Origin of the sequence: Bacillus cereus group sp. RP32, assembly GCF_040459735.1 — a bacterium.
Classification (GTDB): Bacteria; Bacillota; Bacilli; order Bacillales; family Bacillaceae_G; genus Bacillus_A; species Bacillus_A wiedmannii.
This window is the reverse complement of sequence record NZ_JARVHO010000001.1, coordinates 1303375-1329648: the sequence shown is the minus strand read 5'-3', so window position 1 is coordinate 1329648 and position 26274 is coordinate 1303375. Positions and strand designations below refer to the sequence as shown.

Here is a 26274-nt window from a genome sequence, read left to right as displayed (position 1 = left end):
CGGGTGTATAATCCCGTTTATTTTTGTCTTTTTACATTTTGAGGTCTTACAATACTTGGTCGTACTTTTAAACTAGACATCGTCGGACGAAGTAGAATTTTTGTTAATGCACCCCAATCAAATGGTAAAAACGGCCATAAATAAGGCGTTTGTAAACTTTTTATAGACGTTAAAAATAAAATCAATATCGTCATACCAATTACAAATCCCATCTCATGGAAGAGACCTGTTAAAATAATAACAAACAATTTTCCAACTTTATTTCCTAATCCTAATTCATAACTCGGTGTTGCATATGCACCGATCATAGAAACTGCTACATACAAAATAACTTCTGGTACAAACAAACCTACATCGATTGCTATTTGACCAATTAATATGGCGGAAATTAACCCTGCTGCAGAAGATAACGGCGTTGGCGTATGAATGGCTGCCATCCTTAAAAACTCAAGTCCGATTTCAGCCATCAACACCTGTAATAGAATTGGTAAATGTGTCATCTTAGTCGGTCCAATGAAAGCAAGGTTTTCTGGTAAAAGAGTTGGATCAAATACAAACACTAACCAAAATGGTAGTAAAAATAAGGAGAATAAGACACCTAAAAAGCGTACCCAACGTAAAAATGTACCGACAGCTGGATTTTGTCTAAACTCTTCCGCATGCTGTAAATGGTGGAAATATGTTGTTGGAGTAATCATAGCACTCGGTGATGTATCAACTAGTACTAACACATGTCCTTCTAATAAATGATTCGCCGCTACATCCGGTCTTTCTGTATATCGAATAAGCGGGAATGGATTATAGCTTTGCTTTACAACAAATTCTTCCACTGTTTTATCCGCCATCGTAATTCCATCGACATCAATGTTATTTAATTCTTGCTTTATAATCTTTACTAAATCTGGATTTGCAACATCTTGAACATATGTAATACAAATATCAGTTTGGGATCTATCTCCTACTCGAATCATTTCATTTCGAAGACGTGGATCTCGAATTCTCCTACGAATTAACGCTGTATTTACAACGATATTTTCAACAAATCCATCCCTCGCACCGCGTACTACTTTTTCAGTATCAGGTTCTGTCGGTGTTCGTCCTGGATAGCTGCGAACATCTATTGCGAACGCTTCCGTTTCACCTTCCACAAATATAACGATAAGTCCTGATAATACTTGGAGCATTACCTCATCCATCGTTTTCACTTTGCTTACTTGTTGATGGATTAAACGATTCTCTAAAAGCTTCACTGTATCTTCTTCTACATCCCTTATCTCATTTGTATCCACCGCTTCTTCTAAAATAGGGATAATATAATTTGTATCACAAAGTCCGTTTACAAATAACACACCAATTTCTTTATTTAAAATTTGAAATTTACGAATGCCAACGTCGTATGTAACACCCAGTCCAGCTGTTTGCTTTAAGTAATTTTCATTATCACTTATGAAAGATGAAATAGGGATATCCACTTTTTTAGGCTTCGTCATAAAAACCACTCCTTTCCAAAATTAATTGAATCGCTTTTCTAGTAATAGGTGATCCTCTCTCCCATTCATCGTTTCCACACATCTTACCAATATCACCAACTCCCACAATGACAGGAACATTCAGATCATCTAAACAATAAATTGTATCTCCGCTAATTCTGCCAATTTCACCATCTGGAAGCCCAAATTTATCAACACCGTATTCGGTTAAATTCCCGTTTCGATCTACACTGACATCTACACGTGCCCATTCCCAATGATGTGTATTAGACGCTACTGCCAAAATCCCCAGTACATCAATTTGTTTATGTGTGGCTACATATTTTAAAGCCTTTTCACCAGATCCTTCTCCAATAAATCCACTGTCATCAAACATGACAAATACAGGGTCATATGGCGTTTGCATAATAAGCTCAACAACTTTCTTCCCTGTCAATTTGGTTGGATTACTTTGTGATGCTGAAATACACCTTCCCCCAAATTCCTTCGTTAAAAGCTCAATTGTTCGCTTTGCATATTCATCTCCATCTGTGACCAAAACAACCCTTCGTCTCATTTGATTTATCCTTTCGGTTTACATATAAGTGCTACAAAAAATGAAAATAATATCGCTGCAGAAATGCCTGCAGACGTTAAACTAAACATACCCATACCAATCCCAATATATCCGTGTTTTTCTGCCGCATGCATTGCCCCATGTAATAGTGAATGTCCAAAACTTGTAATAGGAACTGTCGCCCCAGCACCAGCAAACTTTATAAGCTTATCGTACAATCCGAATCCATCTAAAACTGCTCCTATAACTACAAAGGTAGCCATTAAATGGGCTGGTGTTAACTTTGCGAAATCTAACAATACCTGTCCAATTACACAAATGGCGCCTCCTACAAGAAATGCATATATAAAATCCACAATTCACTCTCCCTTCACTCTCTCAAATACGACACCATGTGCAATTGTTGGAATGGTTTCTTTCTGCTGCATCATCGTCGGACTTAATAACGCACCAGTAGCAACGACAAAAATTCGTTGTAAGTTCCCTTTTTGCATCTCGCTTAATAAATGACCATATGTGACAACAGCTGAACAAGCACAACCACTACCACCGGCAAATACTTCTTCTTGACCGGGATCATAAATCATTAATCCGCAATCATTATATATATGCCCAAGATCATAACCTTCTTCCAGTAACAGTTGTTTTGCTATTGGTGTCCCAATAGCTGATAAATCACCGGTAACAATCAAATCATAATCTGCTGCACTTCTCTTCAAATCTTCAAAGTGTTGTTGAATTGTATGAGCAGCAGCAGGTGCCATCGCCGACCCCATATCTAAAGGATTCGCAATCCCTAAATCTTGCACTTTTCCAATCGTAGCTGCCGTAATTTTAATAGCACCTTTTTCTTTACTAATTAATATGGATCCCGCACCTGTAACAGTGGAATTTGCTGTTCCTGGTTTTTGTCCCCCATACTCTGTTGGATAACGGAACTGTCTTTCAGCCGTTGCATTATGACTACTTACCGTCGCTAAAACACGATTTGCGAATCCACCATCTATAAAGGCTGATCCAACCGCTAAAGTCTCCATCGAGGTTGCACAAGCGCTAAACATCCCTAAAAAGGGAATCCCCCACCTACGCGCAACATAATTTGCTGTCACTGTTTGATTTAATAAATCACCCGCTAAAAAGAAATCAATTTGTGATGTTTTTACATTTCCTTTTTGCAAGACTTGTTGAATTGAATCTGACATTAATCTTCGTTCAGCAAGTTCCCAGTTTTCCTCTCCGCAATGTAAATCATCATATGAAATATCAAAATCCTTCCCAAGAGGGCCCTCAGCTTCTTTTGGACCGACAGCAGTACCGGTTGCATTCACATAAATATCATTTTGAAATACCCACGTTTGTTTTCCGGTCAACCTCATACTAGCCCCTCCTTTAAGACATAAAAATGTTAAAAGTATATCTTATTAATCCAATAACGTATGCACCAACGACCCCAAAAACGATAACACTTCCCGCTAGCTTAAACATATTTGTAGCAACCCCAAGCACAATTCCTTCACTCTTATGTTCTAGCGCAGCGCTCGCCATAGAATTCGCAAATCCCGTAACAGGTACGGCCGATCCCGCTCCAGCAAATTGACCGATTTTATCATATACACCACAACCTGTTAAAATCGCCGATAATAATACAAGCGTTGCAACTGTCGGATTTCCTGCCTCTTGTTCACTGAAATGAAAATAATGTATATAAAATTTCATCAATACTTCTCCGACAGTACAAATGAATCCACCTACAAGAAATGCCTTGACACAATTTAGGAAATAGTTTGGTTTTGGATGGTACTCCTTCACTTTATTTATGTAATCATCCTTTAGTTTTCGCCCTGTCATTTATATACTGCCTCCTACTTTACGAAATAAATCCAGTGAAACAATGAGCTTATTACTTTGCCAAGTACAAGAGCAACGAGTAAAACAACGATTTTCCCTTCTACCCCTACTCGTTTCGCTAAAATAGGTAAAACATTTAACACTTCTGTTAATGCGGCTGCAAGCATTCCAATGAATGTGCCACAAAATATTCCTAATATAACAAGCCAATATTGCGACGTTTGAAATGTAATGTTTTTCAAACTACACCAAGCTCCTGTTAACGTACCTGCAATAACTGCCCACTCAAAATATTGAATGTGCTTTCCACTTCTCGTTAATTGAGCTAGACGGGGGATTATACCAAGTACAGCTAAAAATGCGACATATCCGCTACCCACTGCAATTCCTCCCGCTAAAGCAATTAAAATAACAAGCCCAGACTCAATCATCGGCAAGTTGTTTCATATTGTCCTTGTTTTCATGAACAATTACATATTGGTCAAGTGACTGCTGATATTGGAACATCTCCACTTCTAACGGACTCGGCTCTTCATTAATTCGCTTTTGAAATACATGATTAAAAAATAAGACCATACCTAACCCAAGACCTACTGAATAAGGAATTTGAAATAGCAGTGGCTGCGCCTTAAATTCTCCCGTAATCATGTAATATAACCGCTGGTGCACTTGTTGCATGCTTACATCTTCATGGAAATAAATGATCGCAAGAGCAGCTCCAATAAAAAGTAACAACCATACAAGTCCGAAGAAAACCGGATGTACTTTCTTTTTTTCATATATAATTTCAACAAGAGTTTGTCCAGAACCGAGTAAATTAATTTGTATATGAGCCGCTTTTCGCCTAATAATCTCAATAATTTTCATAACATCAATTACAACATGCGTCTTATCATGCGCTGTTATTTTGTAAACTACCTCATCCTGTAACGACTCAACTACCACAGTATCTCCGGCAAGTTGAGCGACATCACGTAGTTTCACTTCATACGTAGGAGAAACTTTTAATCGATTACGCATTTTAATATAAATTGTTTTTTCCAATTTCTATTCACCTCTTCACTCTTCCTCGTAGTTGTAGTATGGTTATTGAATTTTTTTCTAATACAATTTTTTCATAAAAAAACATCTGTACCGAAACGGTACAGATGTTTTTTAGTTTATGCCTTTTTCTTAAATAAATTTGCAATACTTAATGCGAGTCCTCCCCAAATGACTACCATACCAATCACCATCATCATAATCGCTGATCCGCTCATTATGAAACACCCCGATCTTTCCATTCTTTTTCAAGCTTAGCAGAATCTGAATGTATTTGTGCATTCCATTTCTTTATACTAATGATTAATGCAACGATAAGGAACGCTGCTGCAATTGACCAACCATATGTTACGACAAACTCCGTTGGATAATCTCCGTAGTTCTTTTTAATATTTTGGATTGTGCCATCAATTAACATGTACCCTAACATAAGCGGGGTAATAACGAGTAAACTTACTCTCCAAAACGTCCCTAACTTAATATCAGATACGAAGTTTGCATGATTTTGGTAAACTGGTAAACGGCGTAGAATGAGCCCTATCGTAACCACTTCCGCTAATGCAATTGAAATTAATCCGAAGTTATTAGCGAAATAATCAACAACATCTAGGAACATAAGCCCGCCACGTGTTGCAAAAACAAGAGAAACTAGTACGAGAAGCGTCCCCATAATTCCAATTGTTTTTTGGCGACTTAAGCTGAACTTTTCAGATACGGCAGCAAAACATACTTCCGCAAGTGAAATGAGGGATGTAATTCCAGCAACCGTTAATGATAAGAAAAATAATACGCCAAATAACGGTGACATCGGTAACTCATTAATGATTTGCGGGAATACTACGAACGCAAGTCCTACACCAGCACTTGCTACTTTATCAACTGGTACTCCCATATTATTTGCCATAAATCCAAGAGCTGCAAAGACCCCAATCCCAGCTAACAATTCAAATCCTGAGTTTGCAAAGCCAGTAATAAAGGCATTATTTGTTGTATCTGAGTTTTTCGGTAAATAACTAGAATACGTAATCATAATTCCAAATGCTAAAGATAAGCTAAAGAAAATTTGACCATAAGCAGCAAGCCATACTTTCCCATCAAAAATACGACTCCAATCTGGTTTGAAGAATGCATCCAACCCTTGCATTGCACCTTCCATCGTCACTGCACGAACTACGATAATAAGGAACATAACAACTAATAAAGGGATGAAAATACGATTAACAACTTCGATTCCTTTTTTAACTCCTTTAAATGCTACACCGAGCACGATAATCCAAACGAAAGCTAATGGAATTAATACTTCCGGTACGAGCCCTCCAAACTGTCCAGGCTTATCTGCAACATGCAAATACTCTTTAAATAAAAATGATTCCGTGTCTTTCCCCCATGCTCCAGTAATTGCAAAGTACGTATAGGAAATAGACCAAGCAATAATTACTGCATAATATGTTGAAACGATAAACGTTACACACATTTGCCACCATCCGATAAATTCAGCACGCGGACTAATACGGAAGAATGTAAGTGGCGCTGAACCACGATGACGATGCCCAAGAGCAAATTCAAACGCCAATAATGAAATACCAGTCGTTAATAATGCGAATAAGTACGGTAAAAAGAATGCGCCTCCCCCATTTTCATACGCTGTATAAGGAAAACGCCATATGTTTCCTAATCCAACGGCAGAGCCGACCGCTGCGAAAATGAATCCGGCCCTCGTTCCCCATTGTTGCCTCGTTTCCATATTTCCTTCCCCCTTTGTGACAAGTTCATACTCGGATTATATTTTAAATTTACTAAATTATCAATAAATTCTGTTAATTTTTACGAAAGTTTACAATCCCTACTAAATTAAAGTCATAAAAAAATCGAATAGATAGCTACTCATCTATTCGATCTTTCATCTGTTTTAATATTTTCTTTTCAAGTCTTGAAACTTGTACTTGCGAAATACCTATGCGCTCCGCTACTTCTGATTGGGTTTGGTCTTTATAGTAGCGTAAATATACAATTAAACGTTCTCGATCATCTAATTCTCTAATTGCTTCTTTTAAAGCAATTTTATCAAACCATTTCGTTTCAGATTGATCAGCAATTTGATCTAAAATAGTGATTGGATCTCCATCGTTTTCATACACCGTTTCATGTATGGATGAAGGAGCACGACTCGCTTCTTGCGCCAGAACCACTTCTTCTGGCGTTAGTTCTAACGCTTCGGCTACTTCGTTAATCGTTGGTGCCCTTCCGAATTCTTTCGAAAGCTCGTCTCTCATCTTTCGAATTTTATTTCCTGTTTCTTTTAAAGATCTACTTACTTTCACTGATCCATCATCACGTAAAAATCGTTGTATTTCTCCAATAATCATTGGAACTGCATATGTTGAAAATTTCACGTCGAAAGATAAATCAAATTTATCTACCGATTTTAAGAGCCCAATACATCCAATTTGAAATAAATCGTCTGGTTCGTATCCTCGATTAAGAAAACGCTGCACAACCGACCATACGAGACGCATATTACTTTGAACGATTGTATCTCTCGCTTGTTGATTTCCATCTTGACTTTGTTGAATTAACGCTTTTAGCTCGTGGTCCTTTAACTGAGGTTTCTTCTTCTCATTTTTGACCTCTATGTCCATAGGCTATTCTCCTTAATTGCATAGAGCGTTACTATTTGATAAGTATTTTGTCAAATGGATTGTTGTCCCGAAAGATTCGTTTGAAATAACTTCTACTTCATCCATAAAATTTTCCATGATAGTAAATCCCATTCCGGAACGCTCTAATTCAGGTTTAGTTGTAAAAAGGGGTTGTCTCGCTTCATCTAAATCAAAGATGCCAATCCCTTCATCTCGAATCGTGAGTTTCACCATTGCTTCTTCCAAAATTACAGAAATATAAACAACACCTTCTGCATTTCCATCGTATCCATGAATAATTGCGTTCGTAACTGCTTCTGACACAACTGTTTTAATCTCCGTAAGTTCTTCCATCGTTGGATCTAGTTGCGCAATGAAAGCAGCTACTGTAACGCGAGCGAATGATTCATTTTGACTTAATGCTGAAAATTGAAGGTTCATTTCATTTCTCATTTATGCCACCCCCAACGTCGCGAGCGCATGCGCTTCACTTTCTTCTAAGCGAACAATTTTAAATAAGCCCGACATTTCAAATAAACGCTTAACAGGCGGTGAAATTGCACAAACAACCATTTCTCCACCTAATCCCTTTACATGCTTATATCGGCCTAATATAACACCTAAACCAGAACTATCCATAAACGATAAGTTCTCTAGGCTCAAAACAATATGATGAACACCATGTGTCTCAATCATATCTGTTACTTTCGTTCGCAACTCTTCAGCAGTATGATGATCTAATTCACCCGCTAGTCTCACACATAGGACGTCACGCTTTACTTCTAATTGCATGGAAAGACTCACACGATTTCCTCCTTATGCTCAAACTTTACTCATTTACATACATAAAGATTTTCGTGATACAACATAAGAATCCTTCCTGCTGACAAAAGAAGAACTATTTCGCCATAAAGTGAAAACATTCGGCAATTATTTACTTTCATACGAATAGAAAAGCGGCAAAATGTTTGCCGCTATTTTGATGTTGAAAACATCCCAAAACTTCTTTTAAATAACTCCCACCAGCTCGCTGCAGCAACATCTTCTTTTGCTACAATTGTTTGTTTTAATAAAACATCTTTATCTTTTTTTATAACAAGTGTACCAAGCGCGTCACCTTTTTTAATCGGCGCTTTCACTTTCTTTTCAGCAATTACTTCTTGCTTTACTTTGTCCATATTTTCGCCCTTCTTCATAAGAAGAGACACATTGTCTGACGCAACTAAATCTACTTTTTCTTTTTTCCCTTTTCCTACTTGTACAGTCTTAATTTTTTCGCCACGTGTATACAATTTCTTTGTCATATATTGTCCAAATGCATAGTCAAGAAGCTTTGTTACTTGATTATTCCGTTCTTTCGATGTAGGTGCTCCCATAACAACTGAAATAACACGCATGCCATTTTTTTCAGCCGATGCTGTTAAACAATATTTTGCTTCTGTCGTAAAGCCCGTTTTCACACCATCTACTCCAGGATAAAAACGTACTAACTTATTCGTATTCACGAGCCAAAACTTCTTATCCGTATCTTCACGTAAATAGTCTTCGTATTTACCTGTATATTTGCGAATAAGTGGGTACTTCATCAATTCTTTTGCCATTATAGCCATATCATTTGCTGTGGAATAATGGTCTTTAGCCGGAAGACCTGTTGGGTTTTGAAAATGAGTGTTTTTCAATCCTAAATCTTTTGCTTTTTTGTTCATCATATTTACAAAACCTTCTTCTGAACCAGCGATATGCTCCGCTACTGCAACAGATGCATCATTTCCAGATGCAATAGCAATACCTTTTAGCATTTCATTTACAGTCATCTCTTCTCCAGGCTCTAAAAAGATTTGTGATCCACCCATTGAAGCTGCATGTTCACTCGCTCTAACTTTATCGGTCAGTTTTAGTTTTCCTTTTTCAACTTGTTCCATAATTAATAGCATTGTCATAATCTTCGTCATACTAGCAGGTGGTAACTTCTCATTTGGATTTTTATCAAACAAAACTTTACCTGTATCTTGTTCAATTACAATTGCTGATGATGCTTGTTCTGCTAACTTAGGCGTTGTTTCTTCTGTTTTCTCCTGCTTCGTCTTCTCAGATTGTGCAAAACTAACTGAAGTACCAGAAAGCAATAACATGAAACAAACAAGTATTCCAAAAACTCGCTTCATGACTAACCCTCCATTCTATATCAGACCTATTTTTTCCAATTTATTATTTTTTAATACCATATTTTTCTAATATTTTCGGTTGACAAATATATTCATCGCCTATATTGTATTAAGTGTATTACATGAAGTAGTACACCTAATACATGCTAGAAAGGAGACATTGCTCTTGCATATTCAACTTGATCCAAGAAGCAACACTCCGATATGGGAACAAATTGTTCAGAATATAAAAGAACTCGTATTAAAAAACATGTTAGCTCCAAGTGACAAGCTTCCTTCTGTACGCGAACTCGCTTCTTTACTCGTTATCAATCCAAATACAGTGAGTAAAGCGTATCAAGAGTTAGAGCGACAAGGGATTATTGAAACATTACGAGGAAAAGGAACATTTGTATCCCAATCGATTACCCCAACATTAGACGAAAGGAAAATCGCTATGGTTGAAAAGCAATTTCATCAATTACTATTAGAAGCCTCTTATCTTGGTGTTACGAAAGATAAAATTCATGATTGGATAGATTCATACTATAAAGAGATTGGAGGAAATGCAGATGTTGAAAGTAACAAACTTGAAGAAAACGATTGATAATCAAACGATTTTAGATGATGTTTCTTTCACATTACAAAGAGGAAGTATCATCGGATTACTTGGAAGAAACGGCGCAGGGAAAACAACTTTATTACGAACGATGGTCGGCATTTTAGACCCTGATGTAGGAACTGTTACATATGAGGATACTGACATTCATAAGAATCCTGGCACAAAACAAAAAATCGTATATGTCCCGGATTCTACTAACATACTGAACGGATATACAGTAAAAGAAATTGTAAAGTTTTATAAAGCTGTTTACACAGCATTTGATGAAGCCTATTTCTATGAACTGTTAGAACGTTTTAACTTACCAAACAAACGAATTCGTAGTTATTCAAAAGGAATGAAAGCACTACTTGCGATTATTTTAGCTGTTTCTACAAAAGCAGAATATATCATTTTAGATGAACCGACAAACGGACTTGATCCTATCGTGAAAAGACAGATTTTACAGTTTCTCGTTGGAGAAGTTGCAGAAAAAGAGATTACGATTTTCATCTCAACTCACCATTTAGATGAAGTAGAACAAATTGCAGATACAATCATTATATTAAAAGGGCATACTATATCTTCTATTACATCACTAGACGATGCAAAATCACGATTTGCAAAAATACAAGTAGCTTACGAACGTTCATTACCCCAAAAACTAGAAAACTTAAGCAATATTAAAATATTAAACCAAACAGGAAAAGTATATACAATCTTAATCGAGGGAAATGTAGCTACAACACTAGAGAAGTTTTATAAAGAGCAATCTATACTCATTGAAGAATTAACAATGTCACTTGAGGATGTCTTCGTTACGACACTGGAGGAGGATGGGTATGTTTCATAAGGCGTTGTGGATGTGGAATTGGAAACGCGGGAAATATGCTGTGTTACTATTCTTCTTTAGTTCGCTTTACTTGTTATCTTTTGGCTACTATAAAGCAGCCGAGCTACAACTTTCTAATTATTATAGATTGCAAGAAAAGGGAACGTTCTATTACTATTATGAATTTTGGTCAAAGACAGGTAATAATGTTTGGCTAACTTTTCTTATTATTTGCTTAGCTTGTCTATTTATAGGATGGGAGCGTAATAAACAGTCTAATACCCTAATGGCAATGCCATTTACAAGAAAAGATATTTTCTTTTCTAAATGGGCTTTTGGTTCATTCTGGATTATAGGGTCTCTCCTTGTAAACTGGATTCTTATGTACGTTATTTATAGAACAACCATTCATTTTGAGTATCAATCATTTAGTCCGTTTCATCGATACTTTCTTTATGCAATTGTTTCTTATGTTGCAGTATATACGGCTGCATTATGCATCGGTACGTTTACTGGAAGCATCGTTTCACAAGTCGTTTTTTGTATTCCGTGGCTACTAATGGGGCTTACATTCATGTCATTAGCTTACACCCTTACAATACAACATTTAGATACTATAGCTCCTAAAAATAATAACTTATATCAACAACTTTATGAAATCAATCAAAAAACAAATATAGTTGCACCAATATATCGGTTTTCTATCACTTACGACTATGATCCAGCATCACGAAAGAAAGAAAAAGATCCAACCACTTTAAGAGATCCAGCATCTTATCAATATTATTCGGCTAAGTCGATGTTAGCCCCTATTTTTTATACAATAGTTAACCTATTACTCGGCGCATATTTATATTCACGATCACCCAATGAAAACAGTCAAAAGATATTTATTTTCCAAAAGCATTTAAAAATATGGATATGGGGGACAACCATTTACTTTGCACTATTAGGTGGCTATAAAATGAATCAATTTAATTTCTTACCTAGCTACTATATCAGTTTTTTTATAGCTGGAATCATTACTTATGTTATATTATCACGACTAACAAATTATAAAGTTTTTTAAAGGAGGAATCCTATGTTTCAAAAAGCATTATGGCTAAGAACGTATCAACAAAGTAAATATGTTGTATGGCTATTGTGGCTCAGCAGTTTCTATACTTTATCATATATGTACTATATGGCTTCTATTGAACAACAACAATATTTAAAGATGAACAAAGCGTGGAACTATATATATCATTACCACTTTAATTTAACACTTTTAGAACCTGTCATGTTGTTAGGTAGTATACTTATCGTTCTAGCCTGTACTTTAATTGGATGGGAAAGGCAAAATAACTCTAGCGACTTGTTATGGTCTATGCCCTTTAAACGTTCACACCTCTATATAACAAAGTGGTTGTTTGGAATCTGTAATATCACCGCTGTTGTCATTTTAAACTGGGGGCTGTTTGCTATTATGAAAAAGTTAACTTTTCATAATAAATATCAAATCTTTTCCCCATTCCATACGTACTTTCTATATATGTTAATTGTGCTAATTGCTATTTATACACTTGCATTATGTATAGGAACACTTGCTGGAAATATCGTATCCCAGGGAATTATCACTGCTATCATAATCGTTTTTCCATTCTTACTTCCATCTCTTATCGTAGGGGTGATTAGTGTTCATTCAAACGCGGATGGGGAAAAGATTTATACTAAAATAAACAATATGACGGAAAAGGTACGTGTTTCTAGCCCAGCAGAAGAATTTAATATTGTATTTGATTACAATCCACAAAATGCTTACACCGATCCTAAAGGTGTTCGTCATGATGAACCAAATTTTTCATACATTCCTTCAGCCAAAACATTGATTGGACCTATTGCCCATATTATTATTTTATTACCACTCGGTATATATTTATATGCCCGTTCAGTCAATGAGCGAAATGGTAACTTCATATTATACCCGAGACTACAAAAAGCAGTTATCCTATGTGCTATTTTAACTATTGGAATCGTTGGAGGTTTAACATTAAGTAGTACTCATTCATTGGCTAGTTTCTACATCGGATTTTTAGTAACTAGTTTCATTACGTATTTCTTCCTACCTAAAATATTAAAATGGAAAGTCTCTTGGAATTTCAAATAAAATAACCTCCTCTTGATGAGGAGGTTATTTCACATTCTCTCTTCTTTTCCCATACTCTTTTTCTTGCTTCGTTCCAAACCCGTCACCATTTGCCACGATTTGATCTGTTGGAGCGACTATGCTTTCAGCAATTCTCCATTCTCCCCCTTGTTGAATAAACACTTGCATAAAATAATTCATTCCATTTAACTGATGCGGATTTTCTTTTTTCACTTCATAACGAGCTGCAACATAATACACTTGCACATTCTCAGCTTCAAACTTAGAAATATATTGCGATAATCTCGGGATATACTGCGATGCTTTCTGAAGTGGAAGCTGTTTTACTTTTATAAGAGAAGACTTTGTTACATTACTGATCGTATCTTCATGCCGAATGTTATCACTATGATGAAATAAAATAGCATTCTGCATAGAGCGAATCCATAGTTTTGAATATAAAACAGGTTGCTTATTTGAAATATGTTGTAATTCTTTCTGAACGACTTGAAGAGGCGTTGCGGCATCCGCGAATTGATTAAAGCAGAAAAAACTTCCAATCATAATGAAAAGCGTACAAATACGTTTCATAAGTTTTCACTCCGATTCTTTTTAATTAAAGTATTGGAGTTTCAAAATGTTTTTATTCAAAAGAAAAAGGATAGGAAAGCTTTCGCTTCCTATCCTCATTTATTATAATACGCGGCCAAATAGCTCTAACACCATTTCGATTTCTTGGTCGCTCCAACCTTTAAATTTCTCTTTATAATATTCTTTACGCACAGCTTCAAGTTTTTCAGTTACTTCTCTTCCGTGTTCTGTAATTTCTAGGTACACGATACGACGGTCTGAATTTGAACGTTTTCTTTCTACAAACCCTTTTCGTACGAGACGATCAGTAACAGCTGTAATATGACTAGAGGTTACGTTTACTTCACTCGCAATTTGCGAAGCCATCTGTGGACTGTTTAAAAATAACGCGCGTAATACAGAAAATTCATTGTATGGCATATGTTCTGCAAAACGTGTATTAATATCATTTTGTAATAAACGTATCATCTTTCGGAATGATCCGGATAACTCTAAAATCAGTGTTTCTCTTTTTTCGTTCACTAGCCTCGTCCCTTTTTTATCATATTTACACATATTATAATCTATAAATACCTATGTTGTATATGCTTTCTTCCCTCAACATTCTCATTTATGTAACTTTTTTCATATAAATTTCTTTTTTGTTCACACATATACATATAAATAAGGATGGTGATGGAAGATGCAAGGTGGAATGAATCCTTATTTACACAACGTACGTACAACTAATACTGGTAAAGAAGCTACCATTACGGTGCAAGGTGAAGGCGTTGTAAAAGCAAAACCAAATGTTGTTATATTAACGATTGGTATTCGTACAGATCATAAAAATGTAAAACAGGCACAAGAAGAGAATGCAGTGCAATCAAAACAATTATTGGATGCACTAAAACAACTAGGTATTGCCGACAAAAATATAGAAACCATCTCATATACGATTACGCCCCAGTACGAATATGTAAATGATAAAGCATTACTACAAGGATATCGTGTGGAACATTTGTATGAAATTACCGTTTTAAATGTACAAAAAGCAGGGGAAGTATATGATATAGCCGTTTCAAATGGAGCAAACTTAGCAAAAGGGTTACGTTTTCGAATATCTCATCCAAATAAATATTATGAGCAAGCTCTTATTCAAGCTCTGCAACAAGCGGTAGAAAAAGCTCGTGCTATTGCGAGTACATACAATTTAAACATTAATCCAGTTCCACTCTCATTCGTTGAAGAATCCGCCCAATTACCACGGGAAGTGACGTCCTATGCTACTTTACATGCGCAAGCAGCTCCGCCCATTCAATCAGGAGAATTAGAAATCATTTCAACAATACGAGCCATTTTTACGTATTTATAAATAATTTCTTTTATAAGTAAACGTTATCATTTTCCTTGTTGTAAAAACATGATGTTCTGATATAATAAAGGACGGTGAGCTCTTACAAAAGAGATATCACGGGTGGGAGAGGGATATGAAAAAGAAGGTTTAACATGAAAGGAATACTTGAAAGAACATTTAAATTAGGTTTACACGAAACATCACCAAAACAAGAAGTTTTAGCCGGAGTTACATCATTTTTCACAATCGTATATATTATGATTGTAAATGCATCAATTTTATCGGATGCTGGCATTCCTCTTGAAGCTGGAATTTTAGCAACTGTTTTCAGTTCATTTGTCGGATGTCTGCTCATGGCATTTTGGGCAAATGCACCTGCTATTCTTGTCCCTGGTATGGGCGTAAATGCATTCTTCACGTACACTGCTGTGCATACGCTCGGATTAGCTTGGCAGGAAGCATTAGCAGCTGTCTTCATCTCTGGTATTATTTTTGCAATTGCTGCGTTTACACCAATCGCTCGCGTGCTTTCAGTATCGATTCCAAAGTCATTAAAGGAAGCTATTACTGTCGGCATCGGATTATTTTTAGCATTTATCGGATTGCAAAAAGGTGGTTTAGTCGTTTCGAATCCAAATACTGCTGTTGCAATGGGTAAATTAAGTAACCCTGTCGTTCTTGCGACACTACTTACTCTTATCGTTGCACTTGTACTATTTATTCGTAACGTACGTGGAAGCTTTTTATGGACGATTGCAATAGGAACTGGTATTGCATGGCTATTTGGTCTTGTTGATACAAGTCAAATCGGAAATAGTTCATTCTCATTCGCTAATTACGGCGATGTGTTTGGAGCTATGTCATTTGGCAAACTTTCTTCCTTACCGTTTTGGATTGCAACATTCTCCTTAAGCATGGTGCTTATTTTTGAGAACATGGGACTTCTGCACGGTTTATTAGAAGATGACCGTAAATTCCCACGTGCTTACCAAGCCAATGCAATTTCAGCAATGACATGTGGTCTATTTGGCACAAGCCCTACCGTATCAACAGTAGAGAGTGCTGCAGGTATTACTGCAGGCGGAAAGACAGGTCTGACGTCTATCGTTACAGGGTTGTTATTCTTCGCATCACTGTTTGCACTTCCGTTTGTGAAACTAATTCCTGATAGTGCCATTGCACCAATCTTAATTATTATTGGCGGCCTGATGATTACAAGCATTCAACAAATTCCTCTGAACGATTTTTCAGAAGGATTTCCAGCGTTCTTAATTATCGTCATGATCCCGCTCACATATAGTATCGCTGATGGCATTGCGTTCGGATTTATTGCTTATCCTATCTTAAAAATTGCTCTTGGAAAGCGTAAAGAAGTCGCACCGTCTATGTATATCGTTACATGCTTATTCTTAGCCATGTTTGTATTACATGCTATTGGTTAAGTAAAAACACCGAGGAATTTTCCTCGGTGTTTTTTTACTTAAACCACCCTTTTTTATAAAACCAAGCCATCATCCCACCGCCAATTAGCGCCATTAGAAGTAGACAAATAAAATAACTATATTGTCCACCAAGCTCTGGCATATGCGTAAAGTTCATTCCGTATACTCCCGCAATAAATGTTAATGGCATGAAAATAGTCGAGAATACAGTTAATGTTTTCATAATGTTATTCATATGATGTGAGTTTAATGAAAAATAGCTATCCCGAATATCTGCCGTTAACTCGCGGCTTGCCTCAATCATTTCTGTTAGTTTAAGCAAATGGTCATGTATATCTTTAAAGTAAATCTCATGATCACTTATACCGTAAAAACGAGTCGAATTTAAAATACGATACAATAAATCACGCATCGGAATGATTGTGCGCCTTAGCTTCGATAAATCTGCACGTATATCAAATACTTCTTCTAATACACTTCCTGCTGTCTCACCCGTTAAATTATCATCAATTGCATTTAAATGATCCTCAATGTAATATACAGGCGCAAAATAGTCATCTACAATTTGGTCGATAATTGTATGGGCTACGTGTAAAGGACTATTTTTAATACGCTTCTTTTCTCCAAGTGTTTTCCATACTCTTTCGATTGCATTGTTATGAGAAAAGTGGAAAGAAACAATAAAACGATCACTAATAAATAAATCGATCTCGTGCGGTTCTAATCCATCCTCACCAAATGCATGAAGAACTAAAAAGTTATATCCATCATAAAAATCAACTTTTGGCCTCTGTACATATTCTATACAGTCTTCAATTGCAAGGGGATGGAACTTAAAATGATCTTGCAAAATGTATGTATACTCTTCTTTCGTTGGCTTATATAAATCTAGCCAATACCATACAATATGGTCTTTCGTTGTTTCTTCTAGCGAAACATCATATAATACTTCATCTGTTTTTGTTATTGCACAAATTCTAATCATAATTTCACCCATTATTATTATAAACAAAAAACAGCAAAAAAAGCCAAGGAGAAATACTCCTTGGCCCTTTTTTATTATTCAGTAACGATGCCGTGCACTAACGTTGGTGCATCTACATGTTCGTTAGCAATCTTCATGTTCTCATAAATTTTTGCTTTTACATCTTCCACATTTTCACGGTTTGCGTAAATTGTAACAAGGGATTCACCTTTTTTCACGCTGTCCCCTACTTTTTTGCGAAGCATTAAGCCAACTGCTAAATCAATTTCAGATTCCTTCGTCGCACGTCCTGCTCCTAAAAGCATTGCTGCTGTTCCGATTTCATCTGCAACGATTTCTGATACATAACCGTCTTCCTTCGCTTCTACTTCAATTTTAAATTGTGCTTGTGGTAATTTAGAAGGATCATCAACAACAGAAGCATCGCCGCCTTGCGCTGATAAGAACGTTTTAAATGATTCTAGCGCTTTACCGTTGTTCATTACTTCAATTAATTTCTCACGTGCATCTTCTAAAGATGAAGCTTGTCCAGCAAGGTATACCATTTGACTTCCAAGCGTTAAACATAACTCTTCTAAATCTTTCGGTCCTTTACCTTGTAATGTATCAATTGCTTCTTGTACTTCAAGTGCGTTACCAATCGCCTCACCAAGTGGTTGACTCATATCAGAAATAACAGCCATCGTATTACGGCCAACGTTATTACCAATGCGCACCATTGCTTCTGCTAAACGTTTTGCATCTTCATCTGTTTTCATAAATGCACCTGCTCCAGTTTTTACATCAAGAACAATTGCATCTGCACCAGCAGCAATTTTTTTACTCATAATCGAACTTGCAATAAGTGGAATTGAGTTTACTGTTGCCGTTACATCACGAAGTGCATATAACTTTTTATCCGCAGGTGTTAAGTTTCCACTTTGACCAATAACTGCGATTTTGTTTTCATTTACAAGTCGCATGAATTCATCATTTTCGATTTCAACATGGAATCCTGGAACTGCTTCTAATTTATCAATTGTACCACCAGTATGTCCTAGACCACGTCCAGACATTTTTGCAACCGGTACACCTAAAGCGGCTACTAATGGACCTAACACAAGTGTTGTTGTATCACCAACACCACCTGTTGAGTGCTTATCTACTTTTACCCCTTCAATAGCTGATAAGTCGATTGTATCACCGCTATTTACCATTGCCATAGTTAAATCAGCACGTTCTTGATCGTTCATATCTTGGAAGAAAATTGCCATTGCAAGTGAACTTACTTGGTAATCAGGAATATCACCATTCGTATATCCTTCAACAATAAAGTTAATTTCTTCTGTCGTTAATGCATGTCCGTCACGTTTTTTTGCAATTAGGTCCACCATTCTCATTGTGAGGTCACCCCTTCATTTGTTTTACGATTGCTTTTACTAATGCTAAGAAGTTAGCTTTAACACGTTCTGTCGTTTCGATTACTTCATCGTGATGAAGTGGCTGATCTAAAATACCAGCTGCCATATTTGAAATACAAGAAATACCAAGTACTTTCATACCAGCATGACGCGCTACAATTACTTCAGGTACTGTTGACATACCAACTGCATCTCCGCCAAGTGTACGAAGCATACGAATTTCAGCAGGTGTTTCATATACAGGACCTGTCATTCCAACGTATACACCTTCTTGTACTTTAATATTTAAGTCCGCTGCAACTTGTTTCGCCATTTCACGAAGTTCTGTCGTATATGATGTAGACATATCAGGGAAACGTACGCCCATTTCAGAATCATTCGGTCCGATTAATGGATTTGTACCCATGAAGTTAATGTGGTCTGAAATTAACATAAGATCGCCTGGCTCAAATGATGTATTTACACCACCAGCTGCATTTGTTACAACAACTGTTTCTACACCTAGTTCTTTCATAACACGAACTGGGAATGTTACTTTTTGCATGTCGTATCCTTCATAGAAGTGGAAACGTCCTTGCATTGCTACTACTGTTACACCTTGAAGTGTACCGAATACTAGTTGACCTGCATGACCTTCTACAGTTGATACTGGGAATTCAGGGATTTCACTGTAAGGTACTGTTACTGCGTTCTCGATTTCATTTGCTAATACACCTAGTCCAGATCCAAGGATTAGTCCTACTTGTGGCGTTTCTTGAAATTTCTCTTTTAAGTATGAAGCTGATTTTGTAATAAGTTCACGATTCATTTGTTTATCCCCCTATTTCTTTAGCTCGTTTAAGAAGCTTGTTCCGTGTTCTGGCATTTTCACGCCGAAGTTTTCTGCTACCGTTGCACCAATATCAGCAAATGTTTGGCGAATTGATAATTCTTGTCCGCCATCTTTCATGCTTGGGCTATATGCTAATAACGGTACATATTCACGTGTATGATCAGTACCGTGGTGAACTGGATCATTACCGTGGTCTGCTGTAATTAATAATAAATCATCTTCTTTTAGTTTTTCGAATACTTCTGGAAGACGAGCATCATACTCTTGCAGAGCTTCTCCGTACCCTTGTGGATCACGGCGGTGTCCAAATAATGCATCAAAGTCAACTAAGTTCAAGAAGCTAAGACCTGTAAAGTCCATATTTAATGTATCTACAAGCTTATCCATTCCATCCATATTAGACTTCGTACGAAGTGACTCAGTTACACCTTCACCATCATATATGTCAGAGATTTTACCGATAGCAATAACATCGTAGTCACTATCTTTTAATTCATTCATTACCGTACGGCCGAATGGTTTTAATGCATAATCATGACGGTTTGGTGTACGTGTAAAGTTTCCAGGCTCACCAACGAATGGACGAGCGATAACGCGACCTACCATGTATTTCTCATCTAATGTTAATTCACGTGCAATTTTACAAATTTTATATAACTCATCAAGCGGCACTACTTCTTCGTGTGCTGCGATTTGTAATACGCTATCAGCAGAAGTGTAAACGATTAAAGATCCTGTTTCCATTTGCTCTTGACCAAGCTCATCAAGAATCTCAGTTCCAGAAGCTGGTTTATTACCGATGATTTTACGACCTGTTTTTTCTTCTAATTCATCAAGTAATTCTTTCGGGAAGCCTTCAGGGAAAACTTGGAATGGTGTATCAATGTAAAGACCCATAATTTCCCAGTGACCTGTCATTGTATCTTTACCAGTAGATTTCTCTTCCATTTTTGTATAATATCCAAGTGGTTTTTCTACTTTAGAGATACCTTTCATTTCACGAATGTTACCAAGACCTAATTTTACCATGTTAGGCATTTGTAACCCATTCATATGTTCAGCAATGTGACCAATTGTGTCAGATCCTAAATCACCAAATTGCTCAGCATCTGGTGCTTCACCGATTCCAACAGAATCCATTACGACTAGGAATATACGTTTATATTTATTCATAACTGCGACCTCCTATAAGTTCAGTTCTACTTCTTGTAGTATGTTCAAAACGCTATAAAGTGAAACTGTTCTCCATAAGAATTCTCTTTCGTTCTCATTGTCAAACAGTACTTCTTTAATTGATTCTCTAACCTATTTCGTTTACTTCGAAACGACTCAAAAACATTTCTAGTTTTTTCTAAGTCAGATGTCAGACATCTGATACAGATATCATAACATGTTTACGCTTTCTTTTTAATACATTTTCGTAGAATTTCTCATTTTCTTCACACTTCTATTGTAATCCATTATGCAAATAAGTGCTAATTATTTTATGATTTATTTCTTCATATAAAGTGAAACTTTGATTAGTAGGAGTTTAGTTCTTCTCCACTGATTATAAGCCCTCATCAATTGGACGTTTACGGAATAAAAATAAAAAGCAGCTCTAAAGAGCTGCTTTTTATTTTACTTCTACTGTTTCTTCTTTATGTTCATGTAGTTCGCCTTTTTTAACATGAACTTTCACTTTGTAAGAACCATTTTCTTTGAAAGTATGTTTCGTTTCATACTCTCCTTTATTTCCTTCTTTCGCTGGAATAAATTCGTGTTTTTCAACACCATCTTTCCAAATCTCAAGTTGTACTTCAGCACCAGTTAACGCTTCTTCTTTTTGTTTTAAATGAACTTTCATAGTCGATTCAGCATTTGCTTTTATATCACCAGCCATAAGATGGATCATTGTATCGCTTTTATGATTGCCATGCCCTGCACCGTGATGACTATTTTCTTTTTTCGCATCTTCTACTTTCGCATTTCCTACAGCCACTTTTACTTCTGGCATAACATGCATTTCACGTGCATTTGTGTGAGCGATAATATGGTATACTCCATCCGTCTCGAACGTTTTCTCTACTGCATAAACACCTTTTCCTTTATGCTTACCATCTAACATCTCGTGCTTTTCGTCGCCAGCTTTCCAAATTTCAAACTTTACATCATCAGCATCTGTTACTTTTTCTTTTCCTTGTGTAACAAGTGCTTGTACTTCTGTTTTTTCACCAGGTTTAATGTCTTTCGGGTTTGTTTGAACTGCTACTTTTACAGCTTCTAGTTTCTGTTCTTTTTTCGGTTCTTCTTTGTTTGTATTACAGCCAGCCAATGCTAGCATCGCGATAAATAAAGTCATAATAAGTTTTTTCATCATCATTTCCTCCTTCATACCTTATTTAGTATAGAGGAAATACATTGTAATATTCTAGTCTTCTGCTGAAAACAATGTACGAAATGTTTGTGAAGTTTTTGTGAAGTACTGTAGCCTTTTGAATCTATGAAAAAAGAGCATAGTAACTATGCTCTCGGATGAAACTGTTTATATACATCTTTTAATCTAGCTTTTGAAACATGCGTATAAATTTGCGTCGTTGAAATATCTGCATGTCCAAGCATTTCTTGCACAGCACGCAAGTCTGCTCCATTTTCTAATAAATGCGTAGCAAAAGAATGGCGCAACGTATGCGGTGTAAGCTCTTTTTCAATATTTGCTTCTTTCGCCAATCGTTTTAAAATTTTCCAAAATCCTTGTCTTGATAATCGATTCCCATGATGGTTTAAAAAGAGTGCATCTACTACTTTTTTACCCATCAATTCTCTTCTTCCCTTTTCAATATACTTTTGAATCGCTTCCGTCGCTAAACTTCCTAGTGGAATAATTCTTTCTTTATTCCCTTTCCCTATGCAACGAACAAATCCCATCGTTAAATGTACATCTTCTAAATTTAAGGCAATTAATTCCGAAACACGAAGTCCTGTTGCATACAATAACTCTAGCATCGCTTTGTCACGAACCCCAAAAGCACTCGTCATTTTTGGTGTCTGAAGTAACGCCTCTACTTCATCGATTGATAGTACTTTCGGTAATTTCCGTTCTCCTTGCGGCGTTTCAATATGTACGGATGGGTCGTGCTCTACCGCCCGTTCACGAAGTAAAAATTGGTGAAACGAACGAATCGATGCAATATGACGTGCTAATGTTTTCGAAGATTTTCCGTTTTCTTTTAAGTGCTGCAGAAAATTAACAATGTGCAAGCGTGTTACTTCATGAAAGCTTTTCGCCTGTTCTACATTTTGCAAATACTTTACATAACTTTTTAAATCACGTTCATAAGATACTACTGTATTTTTCGCTAGCCCTTTTTCGACAACCATATAATGAATAAAATCTTTTAATTGATCTTCCAATCTACACTACTCCCCATTTTCATAGAAAAACATCATTCTATTTACGAAAGCATCCTTTGCCGGCTCTTCATTCCCTGATACTTTTTCTACAGTCTCTTCTTTTGGCTTTTCATAACGATGATAGCTTTCATATTCTTCATTTATCCATAGTATAGCGAAATAAAACAAAATCGTACAACTTGTAAATAATAAAAATACTTTTATCCCATCAAAAGTTAATTTTAAAGCTCGGCGCATTGTAAATTCCTCCAAAATATAAGTTATTACAACATATGCCAAGCTTTCACCAATTTATACCTTATTCAAATAAAAAACCTCTTCCTAGTTAAATAGGAAAAGGTTATTTTTCATCCGTTTCATTTTCTTGACAATTTTTACAAATCCCATGGAATGTTAAACGATGATCCTTCACCTTAAAGCTCCAGTCATGTTCTACTTTCCTTTCCACTTCACCAAGTAAATCTTCTTGTATTTCTTGTACAGCACCACATTGTGTACAAATCAAATGATGGTGGAAACGCTGCGCACCTTCTTGGCGTAAGTCATAGCGTGAAACACCGTCTCCGAAGTTAATCTTATCGACAACTTTTAACTCAGATAATAGTTCTAAAGTTCGATAGACGGTTGCTAATCCGATCTCTGGCGACTTTTCTTTTACAAGGAGGTAAACATCTTCTGCGCTTAAATGATCTTCTTCATTTTCTAGCAGCACACGAACTGTTGCTTCACGTTGCGGTGTTAATTTGTAGCTCGCTGCATGTAATTGCTTCTTAATTCGTTCAATTCTTTCTTCCATTCGGTACTACTCCCTCCTCGCCACTCTTACACCATTATATCAGAAGAAGGGCTTCTGTCAAAAGAAAAACAATAAAAACAAATTGATAATTATTCTCAGAAAATATTTATTGTTTATTAATAGCCTCAACGACTTCTTTCATTAAAACTGGTGATGCATAAGCTTCTACACTAGAAGCAAGAGCTAACACTACTCCGATTACAAGAAAGAAGCATGTATAACGAATTAATAATGGTAATAGCGGTTCGGTTATTTTCCGAATAAATTGATGTCTAATCATGCGTAAGGAAAAGCTTGCGGCAATTGTTGTCATAACGAGAAATACTGGAATAATAATGAGATTTTGTGGCAATACAGAAACGAATGCTAATAATAATCCATTCCATCCATGCTGACTTACTAAAAAACCTACTGTAAATCCGACAACTACTCCTTTTACAAATAATAAAATAAAAATAAGTGGCAATCCAATAATTGAAATCCCCAAAATCCAAATAAATCCAATGTATTTTAATTGCGAAAAGTAACTTTCTCGAAACATTTCGCTCGCAACAGCAAATTCTCCTTTAGAAACTTGTCCAAAAAAACGTTGTAAATAAAATGATAAATCTTGTTTTTGATTTAATTGTAAACTATTTACAAGAATGGCCCCAAATATTACTCCCATCAATAATAAAACAGCGTTAAATATATATAATGAAGAGTTTTCCTGTATGTGAGACATTACACGGTCTTGCCAAGTTTTTCTCCACATTTTTCTTCCCTCCGTTCACACTCTTATTAAAAATGTATGAAAGAAAGAAAAAAGTATGACGAATTAACATTGAAATTCCGCTCTACTTTGCTAAACTAAAAAGTAGAGAATAGGAGGGATTTCTCTTGAAACCATTATTATTAGATTTTCCAACATTATTTCAAACTGAACGCTTACAAGTTCGTAAGCCATTTCCAGGTGATGGTGCAGAAGTGTATGAAGCAATCCAAGCTTCTCTAGAAGACTTAGTACCGTGGATGCCAATTAACGCTGAAACAGAAGAAAGTGCTGAAGAAATCGTTCGTAACGCTCACGGGCAGTTTTTACTTCGTGAAACACTTGATTTTCACTTATACGATAAAGTATCTGGTACATTCATCGGAGCTATAACGCTCAAGCCTGAAAACTGGGATATTCCAAAGTTTTCACTTCACTTCTGGCTGCATAGTGCTTATACAAAACAAGGCTATATGACTGAAGCCATTAAAGGTGCCATTCAATTTGCCTTTGATAAGCTAAGTGCTAGAAGAATTGAAATTCGTACTGATGCAACAAATGCAAATGCATGTAACCTAGCAGAACGTTTAGAATTTATTCTAGAAGGTACAATGGAAAATGATTTCATAGCACCAGATGGTAGCTTACGTGATGCACGAGTATACGCAAAAATCAATTAAAAAACACTCGCCTTTGGCGAGTGTTTATTTTTGTAGTTGTAAATATTGTACTGCAAACATCGTCTTCGCATCATGAATACGAAGATCTTTCATAAGAATAATCGCTTCTTCTAACGATACTTCCATCAATTCCACGAATTCATCTTCATCTAACTCGGCTTTATTTTCTTTTTTCGTCAAACCTGTCGCTTTATATACATATAAAATTTCATCTGCAAATCCTGGAGATGTATAGAAAGAAGTAATAAGCTCCATATTTTCACATACATATCCTGTTTCCTCTTCTAATTCACGAACTGCTGTCACCTCAGGTTTTTCACCAGGTTCTAACTTGCCGGCCGGAATTTCTATAATCGCCTTTTCAAGCGCTTTACGATACTGCTCGACAAGCACAATTTTCCCCTCATCAGTAATAGCAATAATAGCAACTGCACCAGGGTGATTTACAATTTCACGTTTACTCATTGCTCCATTTGGTAATACTACATCATCAACACGAACTTTTATAACTCTACCATCAAAAATCGGTTCAGTTTTTACTGTTCTCTCTGCAAGATTACTCATACTACTTCATCTCCCTGTTCTATTTCCTATTCTTTCCTCATACATTTTACCACATTGAAAGGAGCGTGATAGAAATGAAAGTTTATATTTTACCAAATCGCGTCACTTTAGTCGGAAAAGCATGGCAAATTCGCCATAAGCTAAAACAATATGGAAAAGAGTATACAACTGTACAAGAGTGGATTACAGCAAATAAAAAGTAAACGTTTGTCAACCTCTTTTCCCTTG

General features: G+C 36.3%; 33 protein-coding genes. 8 read left to right on the top strand and 25 right to left on the bottom strand.

Annotation, left to right across the window (positions count from 1 at the left end):
* Positions 1-17: 17 nt before the first annotated feature.
* The 13 genes from spoVAF to dacF form a co-directional block, all read right to left on the bottom strand.
* Positions 18-1490, bottom strand: coding sequence for a spore germination protein SpoVAF (gene spoVAF, locus QCI46_RS07000; RefSeq protein ID WP_048546238.1), 1473 nt, complete (start codon positions 1488-1490; stop codon positions 18-20).
* Entirely contained in the window at positions 1477-2046 is a 570-nt protein-coding gene (spoVAEA, locus tag QCI46_RS06995; protein WP_001254416.1) for a stage V sporulation protein SpoVABEA, read from the bottom strand. Before spoVAEA ends, spoVAF begins: the two co-directional genes overlap by 14 nt.
* Positions 2047-2051: 5 nt before the next feature.
* A complete protein-coding gene (gene spoVAE / locus QCI46_RS06990; protein WP_000345909.1) occupies positions 2052-2402 on the bottom strand; it encodes a stage V sporulation protein AE in 351 nt (116 codons plus the stop codon).
* Positions 2403-2405: 3 nt separating this feature from the next.
* Positions 2406-3422 carry a stage V sporulation protein AD gene (gene spoVAD, locus QCI46_RS06985; RefSeq protein ID WP_327959299.1) on the bottom strand — a complete coding sequence of 339 codons (1017 nt, stop codon included), beginning with the start codon at positions 3420-3422 and terminating at the stop codon, positions 2406-2408.
* A gap of 13 nt (positions 3423-3435) precedes the next feature.
* Positions 3436-3894 carry a stage V sporulation protein AC gene (spoVAC, locus tag QCI46_RS06980; RefSeq protein ID WP_000147730.1) on the bottom strand — a complete coding sequence of 153 codons (459 nt, stop codon included), beginning with the start codon at positions 3892-3894 and terminating at the stop codon, positions 3436-3438.
* A gap of 14 nt (positions 3895-3908) precedes the next feature.
* Entirely contained in the window at positions 3909-4325 is a 417-nt protein-coding gene (gene spoVAB / locus QCI46_RS06975; protein ID WP_353839854.1) for a stage V sporulation protein SpoVAB, read from the bottom strand.
* Complete coding sequence (spoVAA, locus tag QCI46_RS06970) at positions 4318-4938, bottom strand: stage V sporulation protein SpoVAA (RefSeq protein ID WP_098857181.1); 621 nt, start codon at positions 4936-4938, stop codon at positions 4318-4320. The genes spoVAB and spoVAA overlap by 8 nt, the downstream gene beginning before the upstream one ends.
* 116 nt (positions 4939-5054) lie before the next feature.
* Entirely contained in the window at positions 5055-5153 is a 99-nt protein-coding gene (locus QCI46_RS06965) for a methionine/alanine import family NSS transporter small subunit (protein WP_000016829.1), read from the bottom strand.
* A complete protein-coding gene (locus tag QCI46_RS06960) occupies positions 5153-6679 on the bottom strand; it encodes a sodium-dependent transporter (RefSeq protein WP_353839853.1) in 1527 nt (508 codons plus the stop codon). Before QCI46_RS06960 ends, QCI46_RS06965 begins: the two co-directional genes overlap by 1 nt.
* A gap of 136 nt (positions 6680-6815) precedes the next feature.
* Positions 6816-7574: an RNA polymerase sporulation sigma factor SigF gene (gene sigF / locus QCI46_RS06955; RefSeq protein ID WP_353839852.1), complete on the bottom strand. Its 759-nt coding sequence runs from the start codon at positions 7572-7574 to the stop codon at positions 6816-6818.
* 12 nt (positions 7575-7586) lie between these two features.
* Positions 7587-8027: an anti-sigma F factor gene (spoIIAB, locus tag QCI46_RS06950; RefSeq protein WP_048546248.1), complete on the bottom strand. Its 441-nt coding sequence runs from the start codon at positions 8025-8027 to the stop codon at positions 7587-7589.
* Entirely contained in the window at positions 8028-8378 is a 351-nt protein-coding gene (gene spoIIAA / locus QCI46_RS06945) for an anti-sigma F factor antagonist (protein ID WP_000059133.1), read from the bottom strand.
* A 170-nt stretch (positions 8379-8548) separates the two neighbouring features.
* Positions 8549-9739: a serine-type D-Ala-D-Ala carboxypeptidase DacF gene (gene dacF / locus QCI46_RS06940; RefSeq protein WP_000831992.1), complete on the bottom strand. Its 1191-nt coding sequence runs from the start codon at positions 9737-9739 to the stop codon at positions 8549-8551.
* Positions 9740-9905: 166 nt separating this feature from the next.
* Here dacF and QCI46_RS06935 point away from each other — a divergent pair, with 166 nt between their 5' ends.
* The 4 genes from QCI46_RS06935 to QCI46_RS06920 are packed head-to-tail and all read left to right on the top strand — an operon-like array spanning position 9906 to position 13297.
* Complete coding sequence (locus tag QCI46_RS06935) at positions 9906-10325, top strand: GntR family transcriptional regulator (RefSeq protein WP_000548038.1); 420 nt, start codon at positions 9906-9908, stop codon at positions 10323-10325.
* Positions 10291-11172 (top strand): ABC transporter ATP-binding protein, encoded by an 882-nt coding sequence (locus QCI46_RS06930; RefSeq protein ID WP_353839851.1) that lies wholly within the window; start codon positions 10291-10293, stop codon positions 11170-11172. Before QCI46_RS06935 ends, QCI46_RS06930 begins: the two co-directional genes overlap by 35 nt.
* Positions 11162-12220, top strand: a complete 1059-nt coding sequence (locus tag QCI46_RS06925; RefSeq protein WP_353839850.1) for an ABC transporter permease subunit — start codon at positions 11162-11164, stop codon at positions 12218-12220. The genes QCI46_RS06930 and QCI46_RS06925 overlap by 11 nt, the downstream gene beginning before the upstream one ends.
* A gap of 12 nt (positions 12221-12232) precedes the next feature.
* Positions 12233-13297, top strand: a complete 1065-nt coding sequence (locus tag QCI46_RS06920; protein WP_353839849.1) for an ABC transporter permease — start codon at positions 12233-12235, stop codon at positions 13295-13297.
* A gap of 24 nt (positions 13298-13321) precedes the next feature.
* Here the strand turns inward: QCI46_RS06920 and QCI46_RS06915 are convergent, their stop codons facing one another.
* Together QCI46_RS06915 and QCI46_RS06910 are read right to left on the bottom strand one after the other, a co-directional pair.
* Positions 13322-13867: a hypothetical protein gene (locus QCI46_RS06915; RefSeq protein WP_353839848.1), complete on the bottom strand. Its 546-nt coding sequence runs from the start codon at positions 13865-13867 to the stop codon at positions 13322-13324.
* Between the two features lie 102 nt (positions 13868-13969).
* Positions 13970-14389, bottom strand: a complete 420-nt coding sequence (locus QCI46_RS06910) for a MarR family winged helix-turn-helix transcriptional regulator (RefSeq protein ID WP_001003311.1) — start codon at positions 14387-14389, stop codon at positions 13970-13972.
* A gap of 160 nt (positions 14390-14549) precedes the next feature.
* Between QCI46_RS06910 and QCI46_RS06905 the strand changes: the two genes are divergently transcribed.
* A complete protein-coding gene (locus QCI46_RS06905) occupies positions 14550-15221 on the top strand; it encodes an SIMPL domain-containing protein (protein WP_075308152.1) in 672 nt (223 codons plus the stop codon).
* 134 nt (positions 15222-15355) lie between these two features.
* Positions 15356-16645 (top strand): NCS2 family permease, encoded by a 1290-nt coding sequence (locus tag QCI46_RS06900; protein ID WP_000676236.1) that lies wholly within the window; start codon positions 15356-15358, stop codon positions 16643-16645.
* Positions 16646-16679: 34 nt separating this feature from the next.
* On the opposite strand, the gene corA is transcribed toward QCI46_RS06900, so the two are convergent.
* The 9 genes from corA to spoIIM form a co-directional block, all read right to left on the bottom strand.
* Entirely contained in the window at positions 16680-17642 is a 963-nt protein-coding gene (gene corA, locus QCI46_RS06895) for a magnesium/cobalt transporter CorA (protein ID WP_002008459.1), read from the bottom strand.
* 62 nt (positions 17643-17704) lie between these two features.
* Positions 17705-19009, bottom strand: coding sequence for a pyrimidine-nucleoside phosphorylase (locus QCI46_RS06890; RefSeq protein ID WP_001243077.1), 1305 nt, complete (start codon positions 19007-19009; stop codon positions 17705-17707).
* Positions 19010-19016: 7 nt separating this feature from the next.
* Entirely contained in the window at positions 19017-19838 is an 822-nt protein-coding gene (locus QCI46_RS06885) for a purine-nucleoside phosphorylase (RefSeq protein WP_353839847.1), read from the bottom strand.
* A 12-nt stretch (positions 19839-19850) separates the two neighbouring features.
* Positions 19851-21035 (bottom strand): phosphopentomutase, encoded by a 1185-nt coding sequence (gene deoB, locus QCI46_RS06880; protein ID WP_048546267.1) that lies wholly within the window; start codon positions 21033-21035, stop codon positions 19851-19853.
* A gap of 442 nt (positions 21036-21477) precedes the next feature.
* Positions 21478-22221 (bottom strand): FixH family protein, encoded by a 744-nt coding sequence (locus QCI46_RS06875; RefSeq protein ID WP_116867837.1) that lies wholly within the window; start codon positions 22219-22221, stop codon positions 21478-21480.
* Between the two features lie 143 nt (positions 22222-22364).
* Positions 22365-23255: a site-specific tyrosine recombinase XerD gene (gene xerD / locus QCI46_RS06870; protein ID WP_000390083.1), complete on the bottom strand. Its 891-nt coding sequence runs from the start codon at positions 23253-23255 to the stop codon at positions 22365-22367.
* 6 nt (positions 23256-23261) lie between these two features.
* Entirely contained in the window at positions 23262-23492 is a 231-nt protein-coding gene (locus QCI46_RS06865) for a YqzK family protein (protein WP_001250432.1), read from the bottom strand.
* A 103-nt stretch (positions 23493-23595) separates the two neighbouring features.
* The gene (gene fur, locus QCI46_RS06860) at positions 23596-24051 is read right to left on the bottom strand and encodes a ferric iron uptake transcriptional regulator (protein WP_000392655.1); all 456 of its coding nucleotides are present in this window, start codon (positions 24049-24051) and stop codon (positions 23596-23598) included.
* Between the two features lie 106 nt (positions 24052-24157).
* Complete coding sequence (gene spoIIM / locus QCI46_RS06855; RefSeq protein ID WP_223261357.1) at positions 24158-24775, bottom strand: stage II sporulation protein M; 618 nt, start codon at positions 24773-24775, stop codon at positions 24158-24160.
* Between the two features lie 155 nt (positions 24776-24930).
* Here spoIIM and QCI46_RS06850 point away from each other — a divergent pair, with 155 nt between their 5' ends.
* Positions 24931-25482 (top strand): GNAT family N-acetyltransferase, encoded by a 552-nt coding sequence (locus QCI46_RS06850; protein WP_000803489.1) that lies wholly within the window; start codon positions 24931-24933, stop codon positions 25480-25482.
* Between the two features lie 24 nt (positions 25483-25506).
* Here the strand turns inward: QCI46_RS06850 and QCI46_RS06845 are convergent, their stop codons facing one another.
* On the bottom strand, positions 25507-26046 hold the full coding sequence (locus QCI46_RS06845) for an NUDIX domain-containing protein (protein WP_000067040.1): 540 nt from the start codon (positions 26044-26046) through the stop codon (positions 25507-25509).
* A 74-nt stretch (positions 26047-26120) separates the two neighbouring features.
* Here QCI46_RS06845 and mciZ point away from each other — a divergent pair, with 74 nt between their 5' ends.
* Positions 26121-26249 carry a Z-ring formation inhibitor MciZ gene (gene mciZ / locus QCI46_RS06840; RefSeq protein WP_000870295.1) on the top strand — a complete coding sequence of 43 codons (129 nt, stop codon included), beginning with the start codon at positions 26121-26123 and terminating at the stop codon, positions 26247-26249.
* Positions 26250-26274: the final 25 nt, after the last annotated feature.